The sequence below is a fragment of the Sphingobium sp. SCG-1 genome (genome assembly GCF_002953135.1).
In the GTDB taxonomy this organism is placed as follows: domain Bacteria; phylum Pseudomonadota; class Alphaproteobacteria; order Sphingomonadales; family Sphingomonadaceae; genus Sphingobium.
The window spans coordinates 2,674,330-2,693,713 of the sequence record NZ_CP026372.1 but is presented as its reverse complement, the minus strand read 5'-3'; the positions used below and the strand labels follow the sequence as shown (position 1 = coordinate 2,693,713).

Sequence of the window (19,384 nt, the reverse complement as noted above, 5' to 3'; positions counted from 1 at the left end):
TGGGATTTTCTCTGCCGGTTAAAATACATCAATGCTACTACATTGATATTTAATTTTTGGCATAGCTGGGGAGCGTTGCGCATCTGATTTCGAGAGGAAGTCGAACGAGTACTGAATTAGTTGGCGTACGTTAGTCGGTTCCGCAAGCCGCCAAAGTACCAGACAAGGCACGTGGCCCAGCCTCGGCCACAGGCGACCATTTTTTTGCCGTTTAACTGGTCAATGGCATAACCTCAGGATCGTCATCACTGCTGAAGTAGTTGTCGATATAATTGGGCACCAATGATCTGCCCCCCCCGCTGAGTGGCCCAAAGACTATGATAATCTGGACCACAAAGGGACGAAGAATGCCACTCAAAAAGCAGAAGCTGGAAGAGATTATTGGCAAGGTAGGCTGACCGCTTTGCGACATTTTCCCTCGTAAGCCGGCAGTCTGCAATCCACCCGCAGATGTTCCTTCTTTGCTGGTTAGCGGCCAACTAGTTGGTGCTGCTCGCTCCGCCGAACACTTGCTTATACCAAAACATCTTGGGATCGCGGAACCAGTCTCGGTTGGCGTTGGTCTCAAACTTGGCGAACTTGCTCATCTCTAATCCATACCGATGCGCTAGAGCGAGAAATTGCCGTAAATCGTCTTGGCCCGGTCTGCGCTTCAATCGCACCACTAAACCGCGTTGGCCTTCGCCCTTTACGCTCTCAACGCACGAAATGCGTTCAAGCCATTCGAAGAATGCTCGCTCATCTGCTCGATGCCAAAAGATCACTCCCGTGTCCATTTGGTCCAACGTGAGGATTGCATTCGCCATGGGCCTACATAACCACCGGCGACTTATGACCGCAACTGGGGGCGATTGTAGACGGATCATTTTTCACCATGCGACGTCAGCTATCGCCGATCATCTCCCCAGAAGCCGCCTGTCCACAAACCACCCTTTCCGGGTGACATGGGAGAGATAAGGCCGTTGCCCGAAGCTGCCCCGCTCGAAACGACCCATTTAAGACGTTCAGCATCTGATTTATTGTTCCCAGGTGCGGACCGTCGGCAATCAATCATCAGCCCAAAGGAAGTGGGGTAAGTGAATGCTTTGGACACGCAACTCTCCCATCGCCCTTGATGCTGAAGCGTTTTTCTATTTGGCGTCGAAGTGAGGCCGGATTTGAAGTGCAGGGTTTTCGGAGCGTGGTCAGGTGTAGCTGCTCTCTAGCGCGGCTACTGCCATGGTGAGTGCGGTTTCGAAGCGTCTGCGGAATTGTTCCGGTTCGCGCTTGTGCAAGCCTTCGTTGTTCGAGAGCACAATCATGTTGAGCACCACGAGGTAGGACAATCCGATGCGGTAATCCCCAAAGTGCGGATCTTCTGCGGCGACCAATGTGTTAATCTGATCAAGGATGCGCCGCAGGTTCTGGTTGAGATCGGCGCGCGTGTCGCCCGGATGAAACACTCCGACAGGTCGTTGCTGAAGCAGGTACTTACTCATGAACGCAGCGTAAGTATGGAGGCCCTCGTCGTTTGTGAGGTCAAGGATCGGCTCGCATAAAATGCGCATGAGGGTTGCGAGGTCGAATCGTCCGCCGCTCTTTTCCGCCTGCGCCAGTGCCCTGCCGCGCGGCCCCTCCATCTGCCACACCCGCCAAGCGAAGATCGCCTGCACTAGTGTTGCGCGGTTTCCGAAGTGGTACTGCACCGCATTGGTGTTTCGGTTGCCCGCCGCCTGGGCAATTTCGCGGAGCGACACGCTCTCGATCGAGCGCTGGGCATAAAGCGATTCTGCGGCAGCGATGATCCGCAGCTTGGTCTCGTCGGCGAAGTGTCGAAGTGGTTCGGTCACCTCGCCCTCCGTACACGAGCCGCAAGCAAATTCCAGCTCGCGAAGCAAGACACTCTCCTTTCCTACAAGGCTCTGAAGCTGCGCGGTAGCAAGCGTAGCACTAGTTGCGGCCTAACATTTAAAACAGGTGCGTTATTATGATTAACGCATATGTTTTAATCGCTGACACCGCGATGGGAAGTCGCCTACAAAAAAATTTGGGAGAAGATGACATGCCTAAACTGAGCCGGGCCGCCCCCTTTCGCCGTCGCACGATGATCCGCTCGGCCTTTTTGACTGCAAGCGCAGGATTGGGTTTCATCTACTCCCCAACTGCGATGGCCCAGGAAACGCAAACGGAGCAGGCGCAGCAAGGCGGCATCGGCGACATCATCGTCACGGCCCGCAAGCGGCAAGAAACCACGCAGGACGTTCCCGTTTCTGTCATCGCAATCAGTGCCGCGCGCATGCAGCAATATGACCTGAGTTCCCTTGAACGGGTCGCAGCGCAGACGCCGTCTTTCTCTATCGGACGAACGCCATCAGGGTCGGGCGCCACACTCGTGCTACGCGGCATCGGTTCGAACACGACTTCCATCGGGCTGGAACAATCGGTCGCGGTGATCGTCGACGGAGCCTATTCCGGGCAGGGCCGTACAATCAACGAAGGCTTCTTCGACCTTGGTCGACTGGAAATTCTAAAGGGTCCTCAAGCCCTGTTCTTCGGCAAGAACGCCACCGCTGGCGTTGTCTCGATCACTACCGCCGATCCTGGGGACAAGTTGGAAGTCATTGCACGCGCTGGCTACGAGTTCACCGCCAAGCAGGTCTATGGTGAGGCGATTGTCTCCAGTCCCCTGAGCGAAACGCTGGGCATTCGCATAGCCGCGCGCGCCTCCAAACAGTTCGACGGCTATTACAAGCAGCTTGGGACGGCGCAGCCCTATCCTACGATCGATCGCACATCCACGGCGGTTCCGGGCACCACCACAATCCACACCTCTGGTCCCGCAGGTGACGGTCGGGCCACGGAAGCGTATATTCGCGGCACTCTAAAATGGGAGCCGACCGACACGCTCACCGCCGTGCTAAAAGCCAATTATGGCATTAATAAAAACAACAATCCCAGCGCTGGGTCGGTTGTCTATTATTGTCCCACGGGCGCGCTGGCCAGCAATCCAGCGATTGCGTGCGATCGTCGTTTCGCTTCGTCGGCAAACCGCACACCGACGGATATTGCCGCGAGCGTGCCTTATTCCAACGCGAGCGGCCAGCAGGGTAACCGGTACACGTCCTGGGCAACAAATCTGGGCCTGACTTGGGCGATGGATGAGCTGACGATCTCATCCATCACCAACTACAACTGGAACCGAAACACATTCCAGTTCGACGGCGACAGCGTTTCGCGCGCAGGCGCGCCCGGGGTCTTTGCTACCGAGGATTCGACCTGGCACGCCTTTTCGCAGGAAGTGCGCGCACAGACAAACATCGGCGGCTTTTGGGATGCGATGATCGGCGGCTACTATCAATCGACCAAGCGCGATTATAACGCCTGGACAGCCTCTGGCGGACTTGAAAACAGTGCAGCAACGCCAGGCTTCCGGCGCTATCTGGCTAACTCGAAGGACTCGCAGACCAAGGGCGAGACCTTCGCGGCCTTCGCCCAGTTCATTGTAAGGCCCTTCGACAAACTCGAGATTGCTGGCGGCGTGCGGTATACGGCGGAAAGCAAGGATAGCTACTTCCTCCAGCCTTATTCCCACCCGATCCGCGTGGCGCAGGGCATCTTCCTTCCCGGGGTAACACTGCGTTCAAATCAGGACTTCGATGACTGGTCGCCCGAAGCCACCGTGACGTACAAGCCCACAGGTGACATCACTATCTACGGTGCCTACAAAACCGCATACAAGTCGGGCGGATTTTCAAACTCGGGCATCTACAGCCCAAGCGCCGGGCTGCCGGATTTCGAGTTCGATCCCGAGAATGCCAAAGGCTTCGAAGCGGGTATCAAGACAACCTGGCTCGACCGCCAATTGCGCCTCAACCTCACGGCATACAACTACAAGTACAGCAACCTGCAACTCGACTTCTTCCGCTCGGACATCTTCGCCTTCACCACTATCAATGCCGGTTCGGCCCGCACGAAGGGCGTTGAGTTTGAGTTCCAGGTAGCCCCGCGTGCGCTGGACGGGTTCGACCTCCACGGCAGCGTCAATTACAACCGTGCACGCTATGGCGATGCACCTGGCACGCCGTGCTGGGCCGGTCAAACGCGCGGACAGGGCTGTAATCTCGTTTATGTGGCGGCAACCGATAGCTCACGCCCGTTTAATCCTGCGACCGACACTGTTGCGAACCGGCAGAACCTTAAGGGCCAGCCAACCGCCAATGCTCCTGATTGGACCGGGAACTTGGGTGCATCCTACGAGGCACAACTCGGAGGCAGCGGCAAGCTCGCCCTCGGCCTCGATGCCCGTTACAGCGGCAGCTACATCGCGACTGCCTTTGGCAATCCGTTCACTCGGCAAAAGCGCTACATCTCGCTGGATGGCACGATCTCGTTCACCACAGCAGACGAGCACCTGCAGTTTCAGCTCATCGGCAAGAACCTGACCAACCGGTTTTATGTGATCGGCGGCAACGATACCCCCAACAGCGGCTCGGGCACAGGCACGAACGCTGGCGTATTGGCCGACCAGACCGGGTTCGCCAGCTTGCCGCGTACCGTGCAGGCGCAAGTCACGTTCCGCTATTGACCCACTTTCCCGACTCCCCCTGGGGGCTCCGATCGCGATAGCCGGAGCCCTCCCTTTTTAGGGGGAAGAGTGACCACCAAGAGGATGTCCATCATGATCAGATCTTCGCGCCTATGGACAACCTTGCTTGCCAGCTCCGCGCTCGCCTTCACCTCGCCAGTGGTTGGCCAGGTGGGCGGCGGGGTCGTAGGCAAGACTGCCGAGACGACCCACGCCCCGCGCTGGCCATCGGAACCCACCGCCCCGAAGGGCGCGCCCAACGTGCTGGTGATCATGACGGACGACGTGGGCTACGGCGTCAGTAGCGCATTCGGCGGCCCGGTGCAGACCTCGACGTTCGACGCTTTGGCGAAGCAGGGCCTGCGCTATAGCCGATTCAACACCACGGCGTTGTGTTCACCCACTCGCGCCTCTTTGTTAACCGGCCGCGCGCCGCACAACGTCAATATGGGCAATGTCGCCAACATACCCACTGGCTACGACGGGTACACGAGCGTCATCCCCAAGACAGCGGCGACAATCGCGCAGATGCTCAAGGCTGGCGGCTATAACACCGCGATGCTGGGCAAAGGCCACGTTACGCCCGAATGGGAAATGAGTCCTGCCGGGCCATTCGATCGCTGGCCAACGGGCCTCGGATTTGAATATTTCTATGGCTTCCTGTCGGCTGACGCGTCGTTGTGGAACCCCAACCTCGTCGAGAACGAGAAGCCGGTCGATCAGCCTGATGATCCAGATTACCACTTTGAAAAGGACATCGCCACGCATGCGATCGGCTGGCTTCAGGCACAGCACGTCAGTGCGCCGGAAAAGCCCTTCTTCATGTACTACGCCCCCGGTGCCGCGCACACGCCGCATCACGCGCCAAAGGAATGGCTGGAAAAGTTCAGGGGCCGCTTCGATCAGGGCTGGGACAAGGTGCGCGAGGAAAGCTTCGAGCGCCAAAAGGCTATGGGATTGATTCCAAAAGATTCTGTTCTTTCACCTCGCCCGGAATCACTGCCAGCCTGGGATTCGCTGGATGCCGAACACAAGAAGGTTTCCGTGCGGCTGATGGAGGCGTTCGCTGCCACTGTCGCATACTCAGACTACCAAACGGGCCGCATCATACAGAGCCTCCGGGATAGCGGTCAGCTAGACAACACAATGGTTATCTTCATTGAGGGCGACAACGGATCGAGTGCGGAAGGCGGGCTTAATGGCCTTGCCTTCGAACAGTCCAGCATCACTGGCCGCAAGGAAACCTTTGCCGAGCTTGCCTCGCATTACGACGACATCGGCGGGCCGAACGTCTACAACCACTTCCCGGCACCTTGGGCGTGGGCAATGAACAGCCCTTATCCCTGGTGGAAGCAGATCGCCTCTCAGACGGGCGGCACCCGCAATGGCATGGTTATCTCATGGCCAGCGCGGATCAAGGACATGGGAACTTTCCGCACGCAGTACGCCCACGTCAGCGATATCGCGCCCACCATCCTGGAAGCTACGGGGATCAAGGCACCCGACACAGTGGGGGGAGTCAAGCAGCAGCCAATTGACGGCATCAGTCTTGCCTACAGCTTCACCGCGCCCAAGGCACCGTCCGCTCGGCGGACGCAAGTGTACGAGATGATGGAGAATTTCGGCATCTACCACGACGGCTGGATGGCGGGCACACTTCCCAAGCGTTTGGCCTGGGAAGTCGGCGCGGGCGTCGACCGCAAATTGAACCTGGGTCCCGATAGCCGCAAATGGACGCTGTTTAACCTCGACAAGGATTTTACCACTGCCAACGATCTGGCCGCCAGCAACCCCGCCAAGCTTAGGGAACTGCAGGATCTGTTCTGGAAGGAAGCGGCGGCCAACCACATCCTGCCCATCCATGACTACAGCGAAGGGGCTGCCGGCCGACCGACCTTAGGCGGCAATCGCAGCCGCTTCGTATATCGCGCGCCGCTCAGTCGCTTGAACGAAGATGCGGCACCGCACACGATCGGCAAGTCGTTCACTATCGATGCGGACGTCGACATAGGCGCGAATGCAAAGGGCGTGCTGGTCACGCAGGGCGGGCGCTTTGGTGGCTACGCATTCTACCTCAAACAAGGCTTTCCGGTATTCCACTACAATGCAGTGGGATCGGACCAATTCACCATCCGCGGCACGAGCGCGCTTGGTGCCGGGCGGCACAAGGTCTCGGCGTCGTTCCAGGCCGACAAGGCGGAACCGGGTTCGGGCGGCATGCTCACCATAAGCATCGATGGCAAGCCGGCGGGTAGTGGGCGTATCGCTCGCACTGTACGGGGCTGGATGTCTCACACGGAAGGCTTCGACATAGGCATGGACACGATCACACCGGTGAATACCGACTATACCATAGCGGACAGCAACTTTCCGGGCACGATCCGGCAGATCGACATCCAGCTTAAATGAGGGACGTGCGTATGCAGCGATCGGGCTTCCTTGGGAAAGCGGAAGCTAGGCTTGCATCCACCGGAGAAGGCGAGATGGTTTTCACCAATGATGGTTCAGGCGACACCGAGTCCGGGCAGCCTGGAATGACTTGGGTGCCCGGGGGTGCCTTCACGATGGGCTCGGACCGCTTCTACCCCGAGGAAGCCCCTCTTCGCCGCGTCAGCGTGGATGCCTTCTGGATCGACACTACTCCGGTGACTAACCGGCAGTTTGCGGCCTTTGTGGAGGCTACCGGCTATACCACTATCGCGCAGATCGCGCCCGATCCCAAAAACTATCCCGGCATGCTCCCTGGCATGGATCAGGCGGGCTCACTGGTCTTCCGCAAGACGTCTGGCCCAGTTGATCTCGCTGATCCCTCCAACTGGTGGCATTTCGAATTCGGGGCGGACTGGCGCCACCCGGCCGGGCCCGAGGAGGACCTGGACAACTTGGATCTGTGGGATCATCCCGTCGTTCACGTGGCCTATGCGGACGCGCTGGCCTATTCCCATTGGGCCGGCAAGCGCCTGCCGACCGAAGCCGAGTTCGAGTTCGCCGCCCGCGGTGGCCTTGTAAGCAAGGAGTATGCGTGGGGAGACGAACTGGCACCTGACGGTTCGATGATGGCGAACTATTGGCAGGGGCTGTTCCCCTTCGCCAACCAGATGCTCGACGGATGGGAAGGAACGTCTCCTGTCGGAACCTACCCGGCCAACAGCTACGGCATTGTCGACATGATCGGCAACACCTGGGAATGGACCAGCGATTGGTGGAGCGATCGGAGAACGGTGATAAAGGTGATAAAGAAGTCCAAGGGCTCCTGCTGCACGCTCAGCAACCCCCGTGGCGGCACGCTGAAGAACAGTTTTGACTCGTCGCAGCCAGGCGTGAGGATCGGCCGCAAGGTATTAAAAGGCGGCTCACATTTGTGCGCAGCCAATTTTTGCCAGCGTTATCGACCAGCCGCCCGGCACCCCGAAATGATCGATACTTCCACATCGCACATCGGCTTCCGCTGCGTCGTCGAGGGATGATCAAACGGTGGGTATGCTAAGCCGCAGCGCACGTATCAAAGCCCTCTTGCAGACGCGATAGAACGGCAACAAATGGCGCATAGCCGTCCCCTGGACGGTTCTGGCTCCCCGCAACGGCGAGGAGCCAGCCGATTTTAGATTTCCGTGCCTTCTGCCAAGGTTAAAGCATCCTCCACATCAACACCGAGATATCGGACCGTGCTTTCGATCTTCGTATGCCCGAGTAGGATCTGGACGGCACGAAGATTTCCGGTCGCCTTGTAGATGATCGACGCCTTCGTTCTCCTCAGCGAATGGGTGCCGTAGTCTTCGCTAGGCAAGCCAATTCCCGTGACCCATTCGTCGACCAGACGTGCGTATTGTCGCGTGCCTATGTGGGTGGAATGGTCTGTGCGGCTTGGAAAGGCATATTCTTCCAGAGAGCCGCCGCGCAGCTCGAGCCACTTGAGCAGGCTGGCGCGAGCGTCGTCCATCAGCTCAAACTGTACCGGCCGGCCGGTCTTTTGCTGTACAACCGTGGCTCTGGTCCGAATTCTCCGATCGCAGACGATATCGCTGATCCTGATCTTGACCAAATCACATCCGCGCAGCTTGCTATCGATGGCGAGATCGAAGAGGGCGCGGTCGCGGACCCGCCCATATTGGTCGAGAAAGAAGCGGATCGCCCAGATCTGACAGGGTTTGAGCGCCCGCTTTGCGCCAACCTTGCGCCCGGCGTTCCAAGATACCCGCTCGCGGGCGGCGGGATCGAACTCTGATAATCCCATGACACATCTCCTGTGGCCATGATGGCCGCAGGAAGAACGCTTCGAAGAAGACCCGACCCTTTGCAGACGTTCAACCGTTGCTTCTGTCCTCCCGATTGCGGACGGGCGGCTTTGATATTGGATGTCGAGTAGCGCGATCCTGTGTTCGCTGATTAGCGGTATTCGGCATATTGAGCGGCATATTTTTCCGTAACTGTTGAGCCACGACGTTGTTGGCTCGCTATCAACTAAAATCTTTTCCAATCATGCCATTGGCATTCCCAGCTTGCCGCCGCTTGCGCTTAGGCTAGCGTGCATGCTCCACGCGTTTGCTAATGGGGAACGTAATGCGACAACCTTCGAACACTGCCGCCTGCCTCGCAATCTGTTTTGCTCTGGCGAACGCACCTGCGGTTGGCCAGGCGAAAAATCCCGCGACTAAAGATGCGTCGAAGAATGTCGCCCCGGCGCGGATCCTGCAAGACCGCGAGCTCTACAGGCTATTCAAGGACTGGCGCACGTTTGTTACGCCGGTCGTGCGCAAAGGGTTGCCTGACTATAGCCAGCCCGCGATGGCCAAAGCCGCCACGGACCTGACTTCGTATAAATCTCGGCTTTCGGGGTTGGATCGTACCGGATGGACGATCGCACAGCAGAATGACTACCGACTGATCGAGGCGGAAATGAACGCGTTCGATTTCAACCTGCGAATATTGAAGCCATGGGCCCGTGATCCGTCGTTCTATCAAACGGTTTTCGCCGACCAAAGTGACGTCCCTGCGCATGAAGGCCCGTCGGCCGCGCCGAGTATCGACTTGTTCTCGTACAGCTTCCCGCTGTCGCGTCAGGATGACGCAACACTCACCATGTTGATCGGCGCGATCCCGCGCCAGTTAGCATCGGCCAGAGTCAATCTCGCCGACAGTCAGGCGCACGACCTGTGGGCTTACGGCGATCGCGCATTGAAGGACCAAAGCCAAACGCTTACCGCGCTGCAAGCTGGCACGCTGAAGATGCGGTCGCTGGATGGCTATAATCCGGCAACAATGACAGGTGCCAGCCCTAAGCTCATGCGCGCAATTACCGCGGCCCGCGTCGCGACCGACGAATTTGCCAGGTGGATCGCAGCAGAAGCCCCCTCGCGTACGGGTCCGTCCGGCGTCGGCAAAGACAATTACAACTGGTATCTCAAGCATGTCCAGTTGAACCCATATACTTGGGATGACCAGAAACTGTTACTTCAGCGCGAACTGGACCGATCGTTGGCCTCGCTCCGCCTAGAGGAACTGAGAAACCGCAATGTTCCGCCCGTTATCGAGATAAGCGACCCTGCAGGGTACAAGCAGATGGCGGATGCGAAGACAGCCAAGTTCAATGATTTTCTGGTCGCTACCGGGATCGTGCCGGACAGACCCTATTTCAGGGCTGCCCTGGTGGCCCAGACCAGCGGATATGTGCCACCCGCCGAACGCAACTTTTTCAGCCATGGCGCCGCTCTTGATCCTTTACCCCTGCTTTCTCACTCGACACACTGGATCGAACTTGCGCGGCTGAAACACGAGCCGCATCCGGATCCGATCCGCGACACGCCGCCCCTCTTCAACATCTTCTCCGATCGGTCGGAGGGATTTGCGACGGCGATGGAGGAGCTCGTCATGCAGGCTGGCCTCTATGACGATATCCCGCATGGTAGAGAACTGGTGTGGATCATGCTCGCCAACCGCGCCGCGCGAGGATTGGCATCGCTCCATGTCCAAGCCAATGATATGACGCTGGATGAGGCGGGGCGCTTTCATGCCGATTGGACGCCGCGTAGCTGGTCGGATCCGGCAAGTCCGCTCGTGGGTTTCGAACAACTGCTCTACCTGCGGCAGCCCGGCTATGGCCCAAGTTATATCATCGGCAAGATACAGCTCGACGGCTTGATAGCGCGCGCGTCCCATGCTGCCGATACGAACAAGAGGGCGTTCAACATGGGCGAACTCTACGCCCGCATCACCAGCATCGGCATTCTGCCGCCGGCACTTATCGAAGCGGAGTTGTTCCCCAACACCGCCAAATAGCCGGTCCAGATTGCTTACGAAGCTAAAGAAGGGGCCGCTACCAATCAGGTAGCGGCCCCTTCTTTACTAGAGCGCTAGGCAGCCAGCTTACATCTTGTAGCTGATCCGCGCGTACCCGAACTGGCCAGGCACGTCATAGGTCGTGGGATCGTAGTTCGGACCGGTGCAGGTGTTGCACGCCGGTGGATCCTGGTTGAACACGTTGTTCACGCCGATCGTGAAGACGGTACGCTTGTCCAGGAAGGACGGCGTGAAGCTCAACTGCACATCACCATAAAAGGTGTTGCCAAGCTTGTTGCCATCGGCTTCGACGACGCCGCGGATATAGCGGCCAGTGAAGGATGCCGCTATGTCACCCAGCGACCAGTCGACCACTGCGTTGCCCTTGAACTTGGGGTAGGACTGGTCGGGGAAGCCGCGCGTCGTTCCGCGATAGCTGGTCGTGTCGAAGCCCGTCGCGCTCGGGAAAGTTTCGTTGTAGCGCAGCAGGAAGTTGCCATTGACCGCCAGCCCGAACATGCCCGCCGAAGTCTCCGGCGTGCGATAGTTGAACGTTACGTCGATGCCCTTCGTCTTGATGCTGCCGATGTTCTGCAGCACGCCGTTGATGCGGGCAATGTTGCCGCTGGCCACGCGGATTACCGAAGCACAACTCAGCGCGTCGCCGCTCAAGGCACAGCGCGACAGCGTCGTCTGCGGCGCTATGTTGGCGATCGCATCGCTCACCTTGATGTCGTAATAGTTGACTTCAAGGCTAAGCAAACTGGCGAAACCGCCGTTGCGCGCCCATGACGGGCTGTAGACGCCACCGAACAGCCAGGTCTTTGACGTTTCCGGCTTCAGGTTGGTGTTGCCGCCCGTCAAAACGCCCAACTGACCGCCGGTCGGCTCGGCATAACTGCCGCTGGCAGGCACGCCGTTGGCGATGCAGTTCGTGCGAACCGTCGCGTTGCCAGCAAACAGACCGCCCGCAGCGCTGGTGCATGGATCGTCGATCGGCGCGTCCGACCGCGACGCTGCGCCGAACAGTTCACCGATGCTTGGTGCCCGGAAGCCTTCGGCATAGGAGCCGCGCAACAGGAAGTCCGCGACCGGCTTCCACAACACGCTGCCGGTCAGCGACGTGTTGCTGCCGCTGGTCGAGTAATTGGAATGGCGCACCGCGCCGTCCAGATCGAGCGAGTGGAAGAACGGCGTGTCCTTCAGCACAGGTACGCGCAACTCGGCATAGACTTCGTCCGAGTTATACTTGCCGCGCGCCGGTTGTGCAGGGATGTCCGCGCCCAGGCCTGCCGTGATGATGGCGTCCGGCGTGAACGTGCCGCGCTGGTAGCGATGCTCGTAACCAATGGCGACGCCGACGGGGCCAGCGGGAAGATCGAACAGCTCACCCGAAAGGTTCGCGGTGTAGTCCTGCAGTTGCTGGCTGCTGCGATCCTTTTCGGTGAAGCCGATGAAAGCCAGCATCGCCGGCGTGACGGACCCTGCCCCGCCGAAGATGTTGAACGGTACGCACGGTCCGGTGCAGTTGCCGACTGGTCCCAGCGCCTGCGCCAGGTTTGCAGCGTTGATGTTGCCGGTGAATGTCTGATGCGCATCGTTGAACCCGACGATAGCCGTAGCGTCCCAATACCATTTGTGGTCACCAATATCGAACGACCCGTCCAGTCCTGCGGTGGCCGTCATCGTATCGACGCGCTGGCTGTAGGTACGCTGCCCTGCTTCGACTAGACGGCGGCGTACCGTCGAATATGTCGCGGGCTGGCCGTTACCGCCTGCCGACAAGGTGTAACCGAACGGGTTGAAGGGGTTGGTCGCATCGATCGAGATCGTGTCGAGCAGATTGCCGTTGCCGGCGTCCGGGCCAACGAAGAGCGGCAGGAACGCCGCCTGGTTCTGCGAATTGCGGCGGTTGTAGACCAGCTTTGCGCGGAAGTTGACGCTGTCGCTCAATTCCTGTTTCGCGCTGATGAACGCGCCGTAACGCTCCGAAGGCGTGAGGAAGTAGTTGAAGGGCGAGAAGTTGAAGCGATCCGCCGTCGTCAGCGCACGGAAGTCGCTGTTTGGGCCGGTCGGGTTCAGCGGATCGTAACGGCCACGGCCATTGAGCGGCGGATTCTTTGGCGTCAGCACCGACCCGCTGCCCAGATCGATAAAGCCATTCACCGTCGCGCTGGAGCAGCCGCCGACCGGATCGGTACAGCTGGTCTGACCGGGATTGGGAAACTGCGACGTACGGCGATCGCGCGTCCGCACCGCTTCCTGCTTAACATAGCTGCCGCCGATGACGATGTGCGTCGTCGGACCATTGATGCCATAGCTTAGCTGATAGTCCTGCGTGTGGCCGTCACCCTGACGGAAGGTGCCGAACTGGGCGGAGGCCTGCAGGCCGTCCTGCTGCGACTTGGTGATGACGTTGACAACGCCCGCAAGCGCGTCCGAGCCATACAGCGGCGATTGGCCGGACTGGAGCACCTCGATGCGCTCGATCATATTGGCGGGGATCGTATTCAGATCTACCGTCGAGGGAATACCGCTGCCGCTCGTGCCGTTAATGTAACGAACGCCGTCGACAAGCACCAGCGTACGCTTGGCCTGCAGATAACGCAGCTCAATTTCCGCCGAACCCGCGCCAACGCCACCGCCGTCTGGTGGGTTGCCGATATTGCCGCTGTTGTTGACCTTCGAGTTAAGACCACCCGAAGCGCTGGGCAGCCGCTGCAGCACATCGGCCACTGCCGACAGGCCAGTGCGGGCTAGCGCCGTCTGGTCGATAGTGATGACCGGGGAATCCTGCTCAAGCGGATTCTGGCGGATGCGCGATCCGGTAACAATGATCGCCTCGCCCCCCTCTTCCGCCTGAGGAGCAGCAGCACTAGTATCCTGCGCCATTGCCGCAGTTGCGAACGCCAATACAGGCAAAACGGTGCTGCACCGAAGTAAGGTCTTCAACATGAATTTAGCCCCCATCACTCATAATATAGGGCGGTTTTGGGCCTATGTTTCAAAGCTGGCAATCGCAATACTGCGATGTTGTATACTCGAGTGTCACAATTCTGAATTATGTTGCGGCGGTGCAACATTTATCCCCTTAAGCATGACCATATTCTGCAGCAAGATGGATCGGTGGTGCAGGAAAGACGGAAAAGACGGGCGTCATCTTGATCTGACGAGATGCGTACGTGCGCACGCGACATCTTCAAGATACTACACTGAACGGATGAGCGTTATTTGTTCTGTATTGGCGCCCAAGGGCACACGTTAACGGTCATGATGGAGGCTGGCTCCGTCGCAGCCACAAGGAGGCAGCCAACTTCTATATCTCTGTTCCCTCCGCCAAGGTCAGGGCATCCTCTACATCAACACCGGGGTATCGAACCGTGCTTTCAATCTTCGTGTGCCCAAGAAGGATCTGGACAGCGCGGAGATTTCCTGTCGCCTTGTAGATCGCAACCGCGCAGTTTTCTGTCGATAGCCAGATCAAAAAGCGCTCGATCTCGAAGCCGGCCGTGTTGATCCAGATAGAAACGGACTGCGCAAGTCTGGCGGGACTTGAGGGCGCGCTTCGCTCCGACTCTGCGTCCCGCATTCCATGATACCCGCTCGCGAGCGGCGATCAAATTCTGATAATCCCATGACAATTCTCCTATTGCCATGATGGCCATAGGCAAAGCGCGCCATAGGAGGGCGGACCCTTAGTAGCCCTTCATAAGCTAGATTTCCGTCGCCAAGTGCAGACGTTCCGCTTAGGTTGTGGAAGGGATCGTTGCAGGCTTACGGCTTATTTCTTTTTGATTGAAACTCTTGTCGCGATGCGATCAAGGGCGCGCCGTTCAGTTGGGCTTGCCGTATTATAGATTTCCTCGTTCCCCAGCCTGCGCCAGCGATCCAGGCGTGCGGATGACAGCTTTCCGTCGGATATGGCCGCGCGAACGGCGCAGCCCGGTTCCACCTCATGCGTGCAGTTGGAAAAACGGCAATGCTCGGCGGCCTCGACGAAATCGTCGAAAATCTCGGCAATGCCCGATCCTGCATCGGTCAGCTGCAATTCGCGCATGCCGGGGGTATCGAGCAACCAGCCGCCCCCCGCCAGCCGGTGCATCTCTCGCACCGTAGTCGTATGGCGCCCCGTGTCGTCCCCCTTGCGGACGGCCTGCGTCATTATGCCGTCGGAGCCACGCAGACTATTGACCAGCGTCGATTTGCCAACGCCAGAGGAGCCGACAAGGGCCACGGTCTGGCCTCTGCCGCACCAGGTGGCAAGGCGCGCGATGCTGACGGGATCACGCCCGTTGACGGCTTCGATCAGCAGCCCCGGTCGCAGATCCCGTACCGCTGCCACGAAAACTTCTGGCGCGTCCGTCAGGTCCGTCTTGGTGAGGATGACGACCGGCTGCACGCCGACTTCCTGCGCCAGCACCAGATACCGTTCCAGACGTGCTGTGCTGAAATCCTTGTTGCAGGAGGCCACGACAAAGAGCGTATCGACGTTCGCAGCGATCAGTTGCGTCTTTTTATCAGTGCCTGGCGCCTGCCGCTTGAACAGGTTTTCGCGCTGAAGGACGCGCCGGACCTCCAGCGTCACATCATCGACCAGCAACCAGTCGCCTACCGTGGGATGATCTTCAGGAACGGAAGCGTCGGCGACATAGGGTGGGATCAGTCGCATCGTTCCTGCGCCCGCCACAGCAATTTTGCCGCGATGAACCGCCGTCACGCGCGCGGGATGACATCCGGCACCATCAGCTTCCGAAATTTGCGCGCTGAAAAAGGGCCGCCACCCAAGATCTTCCAAAGTCTGACCCATCGCACATCCATTGCAGTGTTTTCGCAGCTCGCCGCTGTTCGCTGCCGCCATCATGACCAGCGTAGTGGTGCACCGCCTAGGCAGCAAACAAACGCTCTGCGCTCTGCCACCCAGAGATCTCGGCATTCTGCTTCGTCACATTCCGGCAGTGGCACGCATTACATCATTCCGTCCTCTGGCCAAGGACGTTGCCTATTCACCCTTCGACATGTGCAGAGTCGCAAACGACCCTTTGCAGTCCTTCCCGATCGCTTTTTCATTCCCGGTAGGCGGACATAGGCCAACGTGCGATTGCCGGCTTCTCAACGTCCGAAAGGTCGGACGATCTGGAACGGCGCCTTTCACTTTCAATAGCGCAAATCAGATAACGGACCCTTCAGACGGTGGACCGGCCTATCAGCTTGCGATTTCTGACCGCGTTGGCGCCGTGTCTGAACGCTGCCATTTGCTGCTCGTCGGCGAACTTCGCGCTCGCTGTAGGAGTTGATGACGCTAATCGAGGGGTCGTCAGCAGATCGGCCCACTCGCGGTTCGGTCAAGTACCGGAACCCGGGGCCGCCCTGAGATTGGCAAACACCTATGTCCGTCCGGAGCGTTCGGCCGTCGCCCACCTTATGGGCGGCACACCACATATCCCCGGACACCCATCTCAACACAGGCCGAGAAGTAGCTCATCAACAGCCAATAAAGTTGGACGAAGTGCGGAGACGGGGCTGTTCCCTGCACGACTGCGGCCAGAACACCTTCCACCTGTGCGCGGCTGAGCGAGGAGGTTACGATAAACACCCGCTGCAGCACATCTGGAGCGGCGCGGACCACGTCGAGCTTCTCGGAAATCTCTTGCGGGGTTCCGCCGCGGATCATTCGGGCAATGTCTGTCTGGACGCCGTTGTTGCGATACCGGTTGTCCCAGCCCATCAGCTTGTTGGGCAGCATGTCCGCCGGCAGGCTCATCCGGCCAAGATTCTTGATCGCTTGGCCAACCGACTCGTGAAAGGCCGACGCGCTAAGCGACTGGTTGCCATGCTTGGCATGGTAAAAGCTGATCATGGTAGGGTTGCTCTGTGTACTTACCCCGATAAAGTCGGCCCATTCATCCCCAAGATCATCGCAGAGCAGCACGTCGTCCCCGTCCGCGATCGTATCGACCACCGAGCGGAACACACAGCCTTGCGCAAATTCGATCTGGCCGACAGCGAACACGCCCTTTTCGCTAGTGGTTTGGGCAAGCGATGCGTCGGCCCGGAGATGTGCGAGCAGCGAGGCGCCGCCGCCAGCCAGCGCCTCGTCGCGGAACAGCGCACCGTCGATATAGGCGAGGGCAAGGTCGCTGAAGAGGATCGTGAACAGATTTTCCCGGTCGAGGTATCGCGAGAGCGGCACCGCATTGACGTCCTCGCCAAGCGGCTGGCTACGCCGCTCCACTGAGATGTCGGCGATCAACGGGAGATCGAGGCCCCGTAATGCGATCCGCGTTGCGCCGATACGCAGCGTGGCGATTGGGGCGATTCCATCTTCGGCGCGGACTTCGTGAATGCGCCGGCGGCGGACTACCGGGAATGCCGGCTCGAGCGCCGCCAGCACGGCTTCGGCCTCGGGCTGCGGCAGTTCCTCGATCCCGTCTGCGCCCTCGCGGATCAGGCGAATCCCGTCCTCGGCGCTGTATAGTGCGTCGGCCAGGCCCATCGTGTCGATACCGGCAAAAGTCGGCCGGATATCGGTGGGCAGCGCGGTCAGTTCGACAGGGCGAGCAAAATTGCGGATGAAGCCAGCAACCACTCCGCCATCGGCTTGGAGCAACTCCGAAATCTGGACGGCCCAGGCGACGGTCTCTTCGACCCCGGCGCGATCGGCGCGCAGCGAAATCCGGCCCGTGGTCGGCGTTGCGGAATAGACCCCGTCGTCCCGCCGCACGCTATAGGCTTGCGGAATGAAGCGGCTGGCACTGCTGGTCGCCACCGCGTTTTCGAGATCACGCGCCTCTAGCGATTTGGAACGCAGCGCAAGCGGCGAGATCGACATGTTGCGCAGGCGAAGCTTTTCGAACACCGCGTCTTGCCTGGCGATCGCGCGCTCGATCCGCTCGTTGGCGATCTTGCCGAGATAGGCGGTCTTGAACGCCGAGGGCAGGTCGATACCGGATTTGAACACGGCGATGTTCGGGCCATGCTCGACGATCAGCGCATAGCCATATACCCGCTCGACGACATTGGCTTCCGGGGCGAGAAAGGAGACGTCGCGTTCGTATGAGAAGCAGATCGCCGAATAGCGAGCGTCCTCAAACACTACCCGGTCAGCGCGGAACAGATTTTGCGACGGCTGGCGCGCCTGCGCACGCAGCGTGGTGAAAAGACGATTGATCGCATCGTTAGACAGCCGACGCTTGCGCTGGTGGAAATAGCCCGATTGCGCGATTTCGAGATGGTCGATCATTGGTCGTTCTCATCCGGGACAGAGGTTTCGGGATCTGGCGGCACGGGCATGAAATCGGACGGCAGGTTGACCGGTTCATAGCCCATGGCCATCCGCTCGATCACCGAGTGATGCAGCAGCGCGCCTTCGGGTATTTTGCGCGGCTCCGCACGCGGTAGATAATAACCGCCGCTCGTCGCATTTTCCGGGAAGCGCTTCCATTTGCGGTTCTTCGGAAGATATTCCAACGGCCACCAGGCGGCCGTCATCGAGTTATGAATTGGGCCTTTCGCATCGGGCGCGACATACATGCGCTTGCCACCGGGGAGGGGATCCCCTTCAGCGAGATGATCGAACAGCGCTTCGTTGAGTTCGAGGCCATGCTTCTGTGCTTCGCGGGCCATCCAGATCAGCGGGAATTTGGCGATCTGACTCTCGGTCTCAACCCAGCCGCCGCCGACATCGGAATGATCCCCGGCGAACCAGACGGTTTGCTGATCCTGCGCGCCTTCGGCGTCGGCGAACGGATCGGGCTTGAAACTCTGGTCCGGCGTCCAGTGGTAGAGCCGGAACATGCGTCGACGTTCATCGATCGCCGCTGCTTGGCGGAAGACGCGGATGCTCGGGTTTGACTTAGTGTACGGCAGGAAGGATTGGCTGGGGAAGCGCAGCAACCCCGGGCGCACGAATACCGAGGCGACCGTGTCCCAGACCCCTAGGAAATGGATCAGCACCCGGCGCCCGCCGATCACGCGACGAAACTGCCAGGCGATGTCGAGCCGGTCCTCCCGATGCGCGCGTTTATATGCTTTGAGCGCATATTCGGCGAGGTTGCGCTGATCGCGTTCGAGCAGGCCGATCAGGTGAATCAGGCCGGCAACCGCGCGTGCGGTATAGGCGCCGCGGCTGAATCCGAAGAGAAAGATCCGATCGTCCGGCTCATAGATATCGATCAGATAGCAATAGGCAGCGAGGATATTGGCATCGAGGCCCCAGCCAGTGGCGAGCCCGAACGTCGCGATCGCGCTTTGCGCGGCAGGACTCCAGTCCGTGGTCAGCGGCACAGTGCCGATGCCGGGATGATAGAAGACGCGCTGATTGCCGCTGCGTTCGGCGCAGCGATAGAGCTTCACTACATTGGTCAGATTGCCCTTAACCTCATTACTCGTGCCGTCGAGCAATAGCACCAAATTACGTGGCATCATTTTCCCCTTGCATTACAAGCATCACCATTCACTTGCTGGGTCAAGATGTTCGGGAACCGAAATGAATCTTATTGACCGCTCGCTTTCGGCTCGGCGCGCCGATTTTTTTTCCTACGCACT

10 protein-coding genes and 1 pseudogene are annotated in these 19,384 nt (G+C 59.2%); 4 read left to right on the top strand and 7 right to left on the bottom strand.

What is annotated here, in order from left to right:
• Positions 1-1,184 precede the first annotated feature (1,184 nt).
• Positions 1,185-1,877, bottom strand: a complete 693-nt coding sequence (locus C1T17_RS12255; protein ID WP_104953686.1) for a TetR/AcrR family transcriptional regulator — start codon at positions 1,875-1,877, stop codon at positions 1,185-1,187.
• Positions 1,878-2,041: 164 nt separating this feature from the next.
• On the opposite strand from C1T17_RS12255, the gene C1T17_RS12250 reads away from it, so the two are divergent.
• The 3 genes from C1T17_RS12250 to C1T17_RS12240 all read left to right on the top strand — a co-directional run bounded on the left by C1T17_RS12250 (position 2,042) and on the right by C1T17_RS12240 (position 8,031).
• Positions 2,042-4,564, top strand: coding sequence for a TonB-dependent receptor (locus tag C1T17_RS12250; RefSeq protein ID WP_104953685.1), 2,523 nt, complete (start codon positions 2,042-2,044; stop codon positions 4,562-4,564).
• Positions 4,565-4,648: 84 nt separating this feature from the next.
• Complete coding sequence (locus C1T17_RS12245) at positions 4,649-6,973, top strand: arylsulfatase (RefSeq protein ID WP_411269237.1); 2,325 nt, start codon at positions 4,649-4,651, stop codon at positions 6,971-6,973.
• A 125-nt stretch (positions 6,974-7,098) separates the two neighbouring features.
• On the top strand, positions 7,099-8,031 hold the full coding sequence (locus tag C1T17_RS12240; RefSeq protein WP_104955196.1) for a formylglycine-generating enzyme family protein: 933 nt from the start codon (positions 7,099-7,101) through the stop codon (positions 8,029-8,031).
• Between the two features lie 134 nt (positions 8,032-8,165).
• Here C1T17_RS12240 and C1T17_RS12235 read toward each other — a convergent pair whose 3' ends face one another.
• Positions 8,166-8,798 carry a tyrosine-type recombinase/integrase gene (locus tag C1T17_RS12235; protein WP_104953684.1) on the bottom strand — a complete coding sequence of 211 codons (633 nt, stop codon included), beginning with the start codon at positions 8,796-8,798 and terminating at the stop codon, positions 8,166-8,168.
• Between the two features lie 326 nt (positions 8,799-9,124).
• On the opposite strand from C1T17_RS12235, the gene C1T17_RS12230 reads away from it, so the two are divergent.
• Positions 9,125-10,840, top strand: coding sequence for a DUF885 domain-containing protein (locus C1T17_RS12230; RefSeq protein ID WP_104953683.1), 1,716 nt, complete (start codon positions 9,125-9,127; stop codon positions 10,838-10,840).
• An 87-nt stretch (positions 10,841-10,927) separates the two neighbouring features.
• Here C1T17_RS12230 and C1T17_RS12225 read toward each other — a convergent pair whose 3' ends face one another.
• The 5 genes and pseudogenes from C1T17_RS12225 to C1T17_RS12205 form a co-directional block, all read right to left on the bottom strand.
• Positions 10,928-13,795, bottom strand: a complete 2,868-nt coding sequence (locus tag C1T17_RS12225; RefSeq protein WP_145959000.1) for a TonB-dependent receptor plug domain-containing protein — start codon at positions 13,793-13,795, stop codon at positions 10,928-10,930.
• 361 nt (positions 13,796-14,156) lie between these two features.
• A pseudogene (locus C1T17_RS21685) lies at positions 14,157-14,496 on the bottom strand (hypothetical protein).
• A gap of 125 nt (positions 14,497-14,621) precedes the next feature.
• Positions 14,622-15,647 (bottom strand): ribosome small subunit-dependent GTPase A, encoded by a 1,026-nt coding sequence (gene rsgA / locus C1T17_RS12215; RefSeq protein WP_189338333.1) that lies wholly within the window; start codon positions 15,645-15,647, stop codon positions 14,622-14,624.
• Between the two features lie 612 nt (positions 15,648-16,259).
• Positions 16,260-18,080, bottom strand: a complete 1,821-nt coding sequence (locus tag C1T17_RS21680; protein WP_223262572.1) for a hypothetical protein — start codon at positions 18,078-18,080, stop codon at positions 16,260-16,262.
• A complete protein-coding gene (locus C1T17_RS12205) occupies positions 18,077-19,264 on the bottom strand; it encodes a DUF2235 domain-containing protein (protein ID WP_223262571.1) in 1,188 nt (395 codons plus the stop codon). Before C1T17_RS12205 ends, C1T17_RS21680 begins: the two co-directional genes overlap by 4 nt.
• Positions 19,265-19,384: the final 120 nt, after the last annotated feature.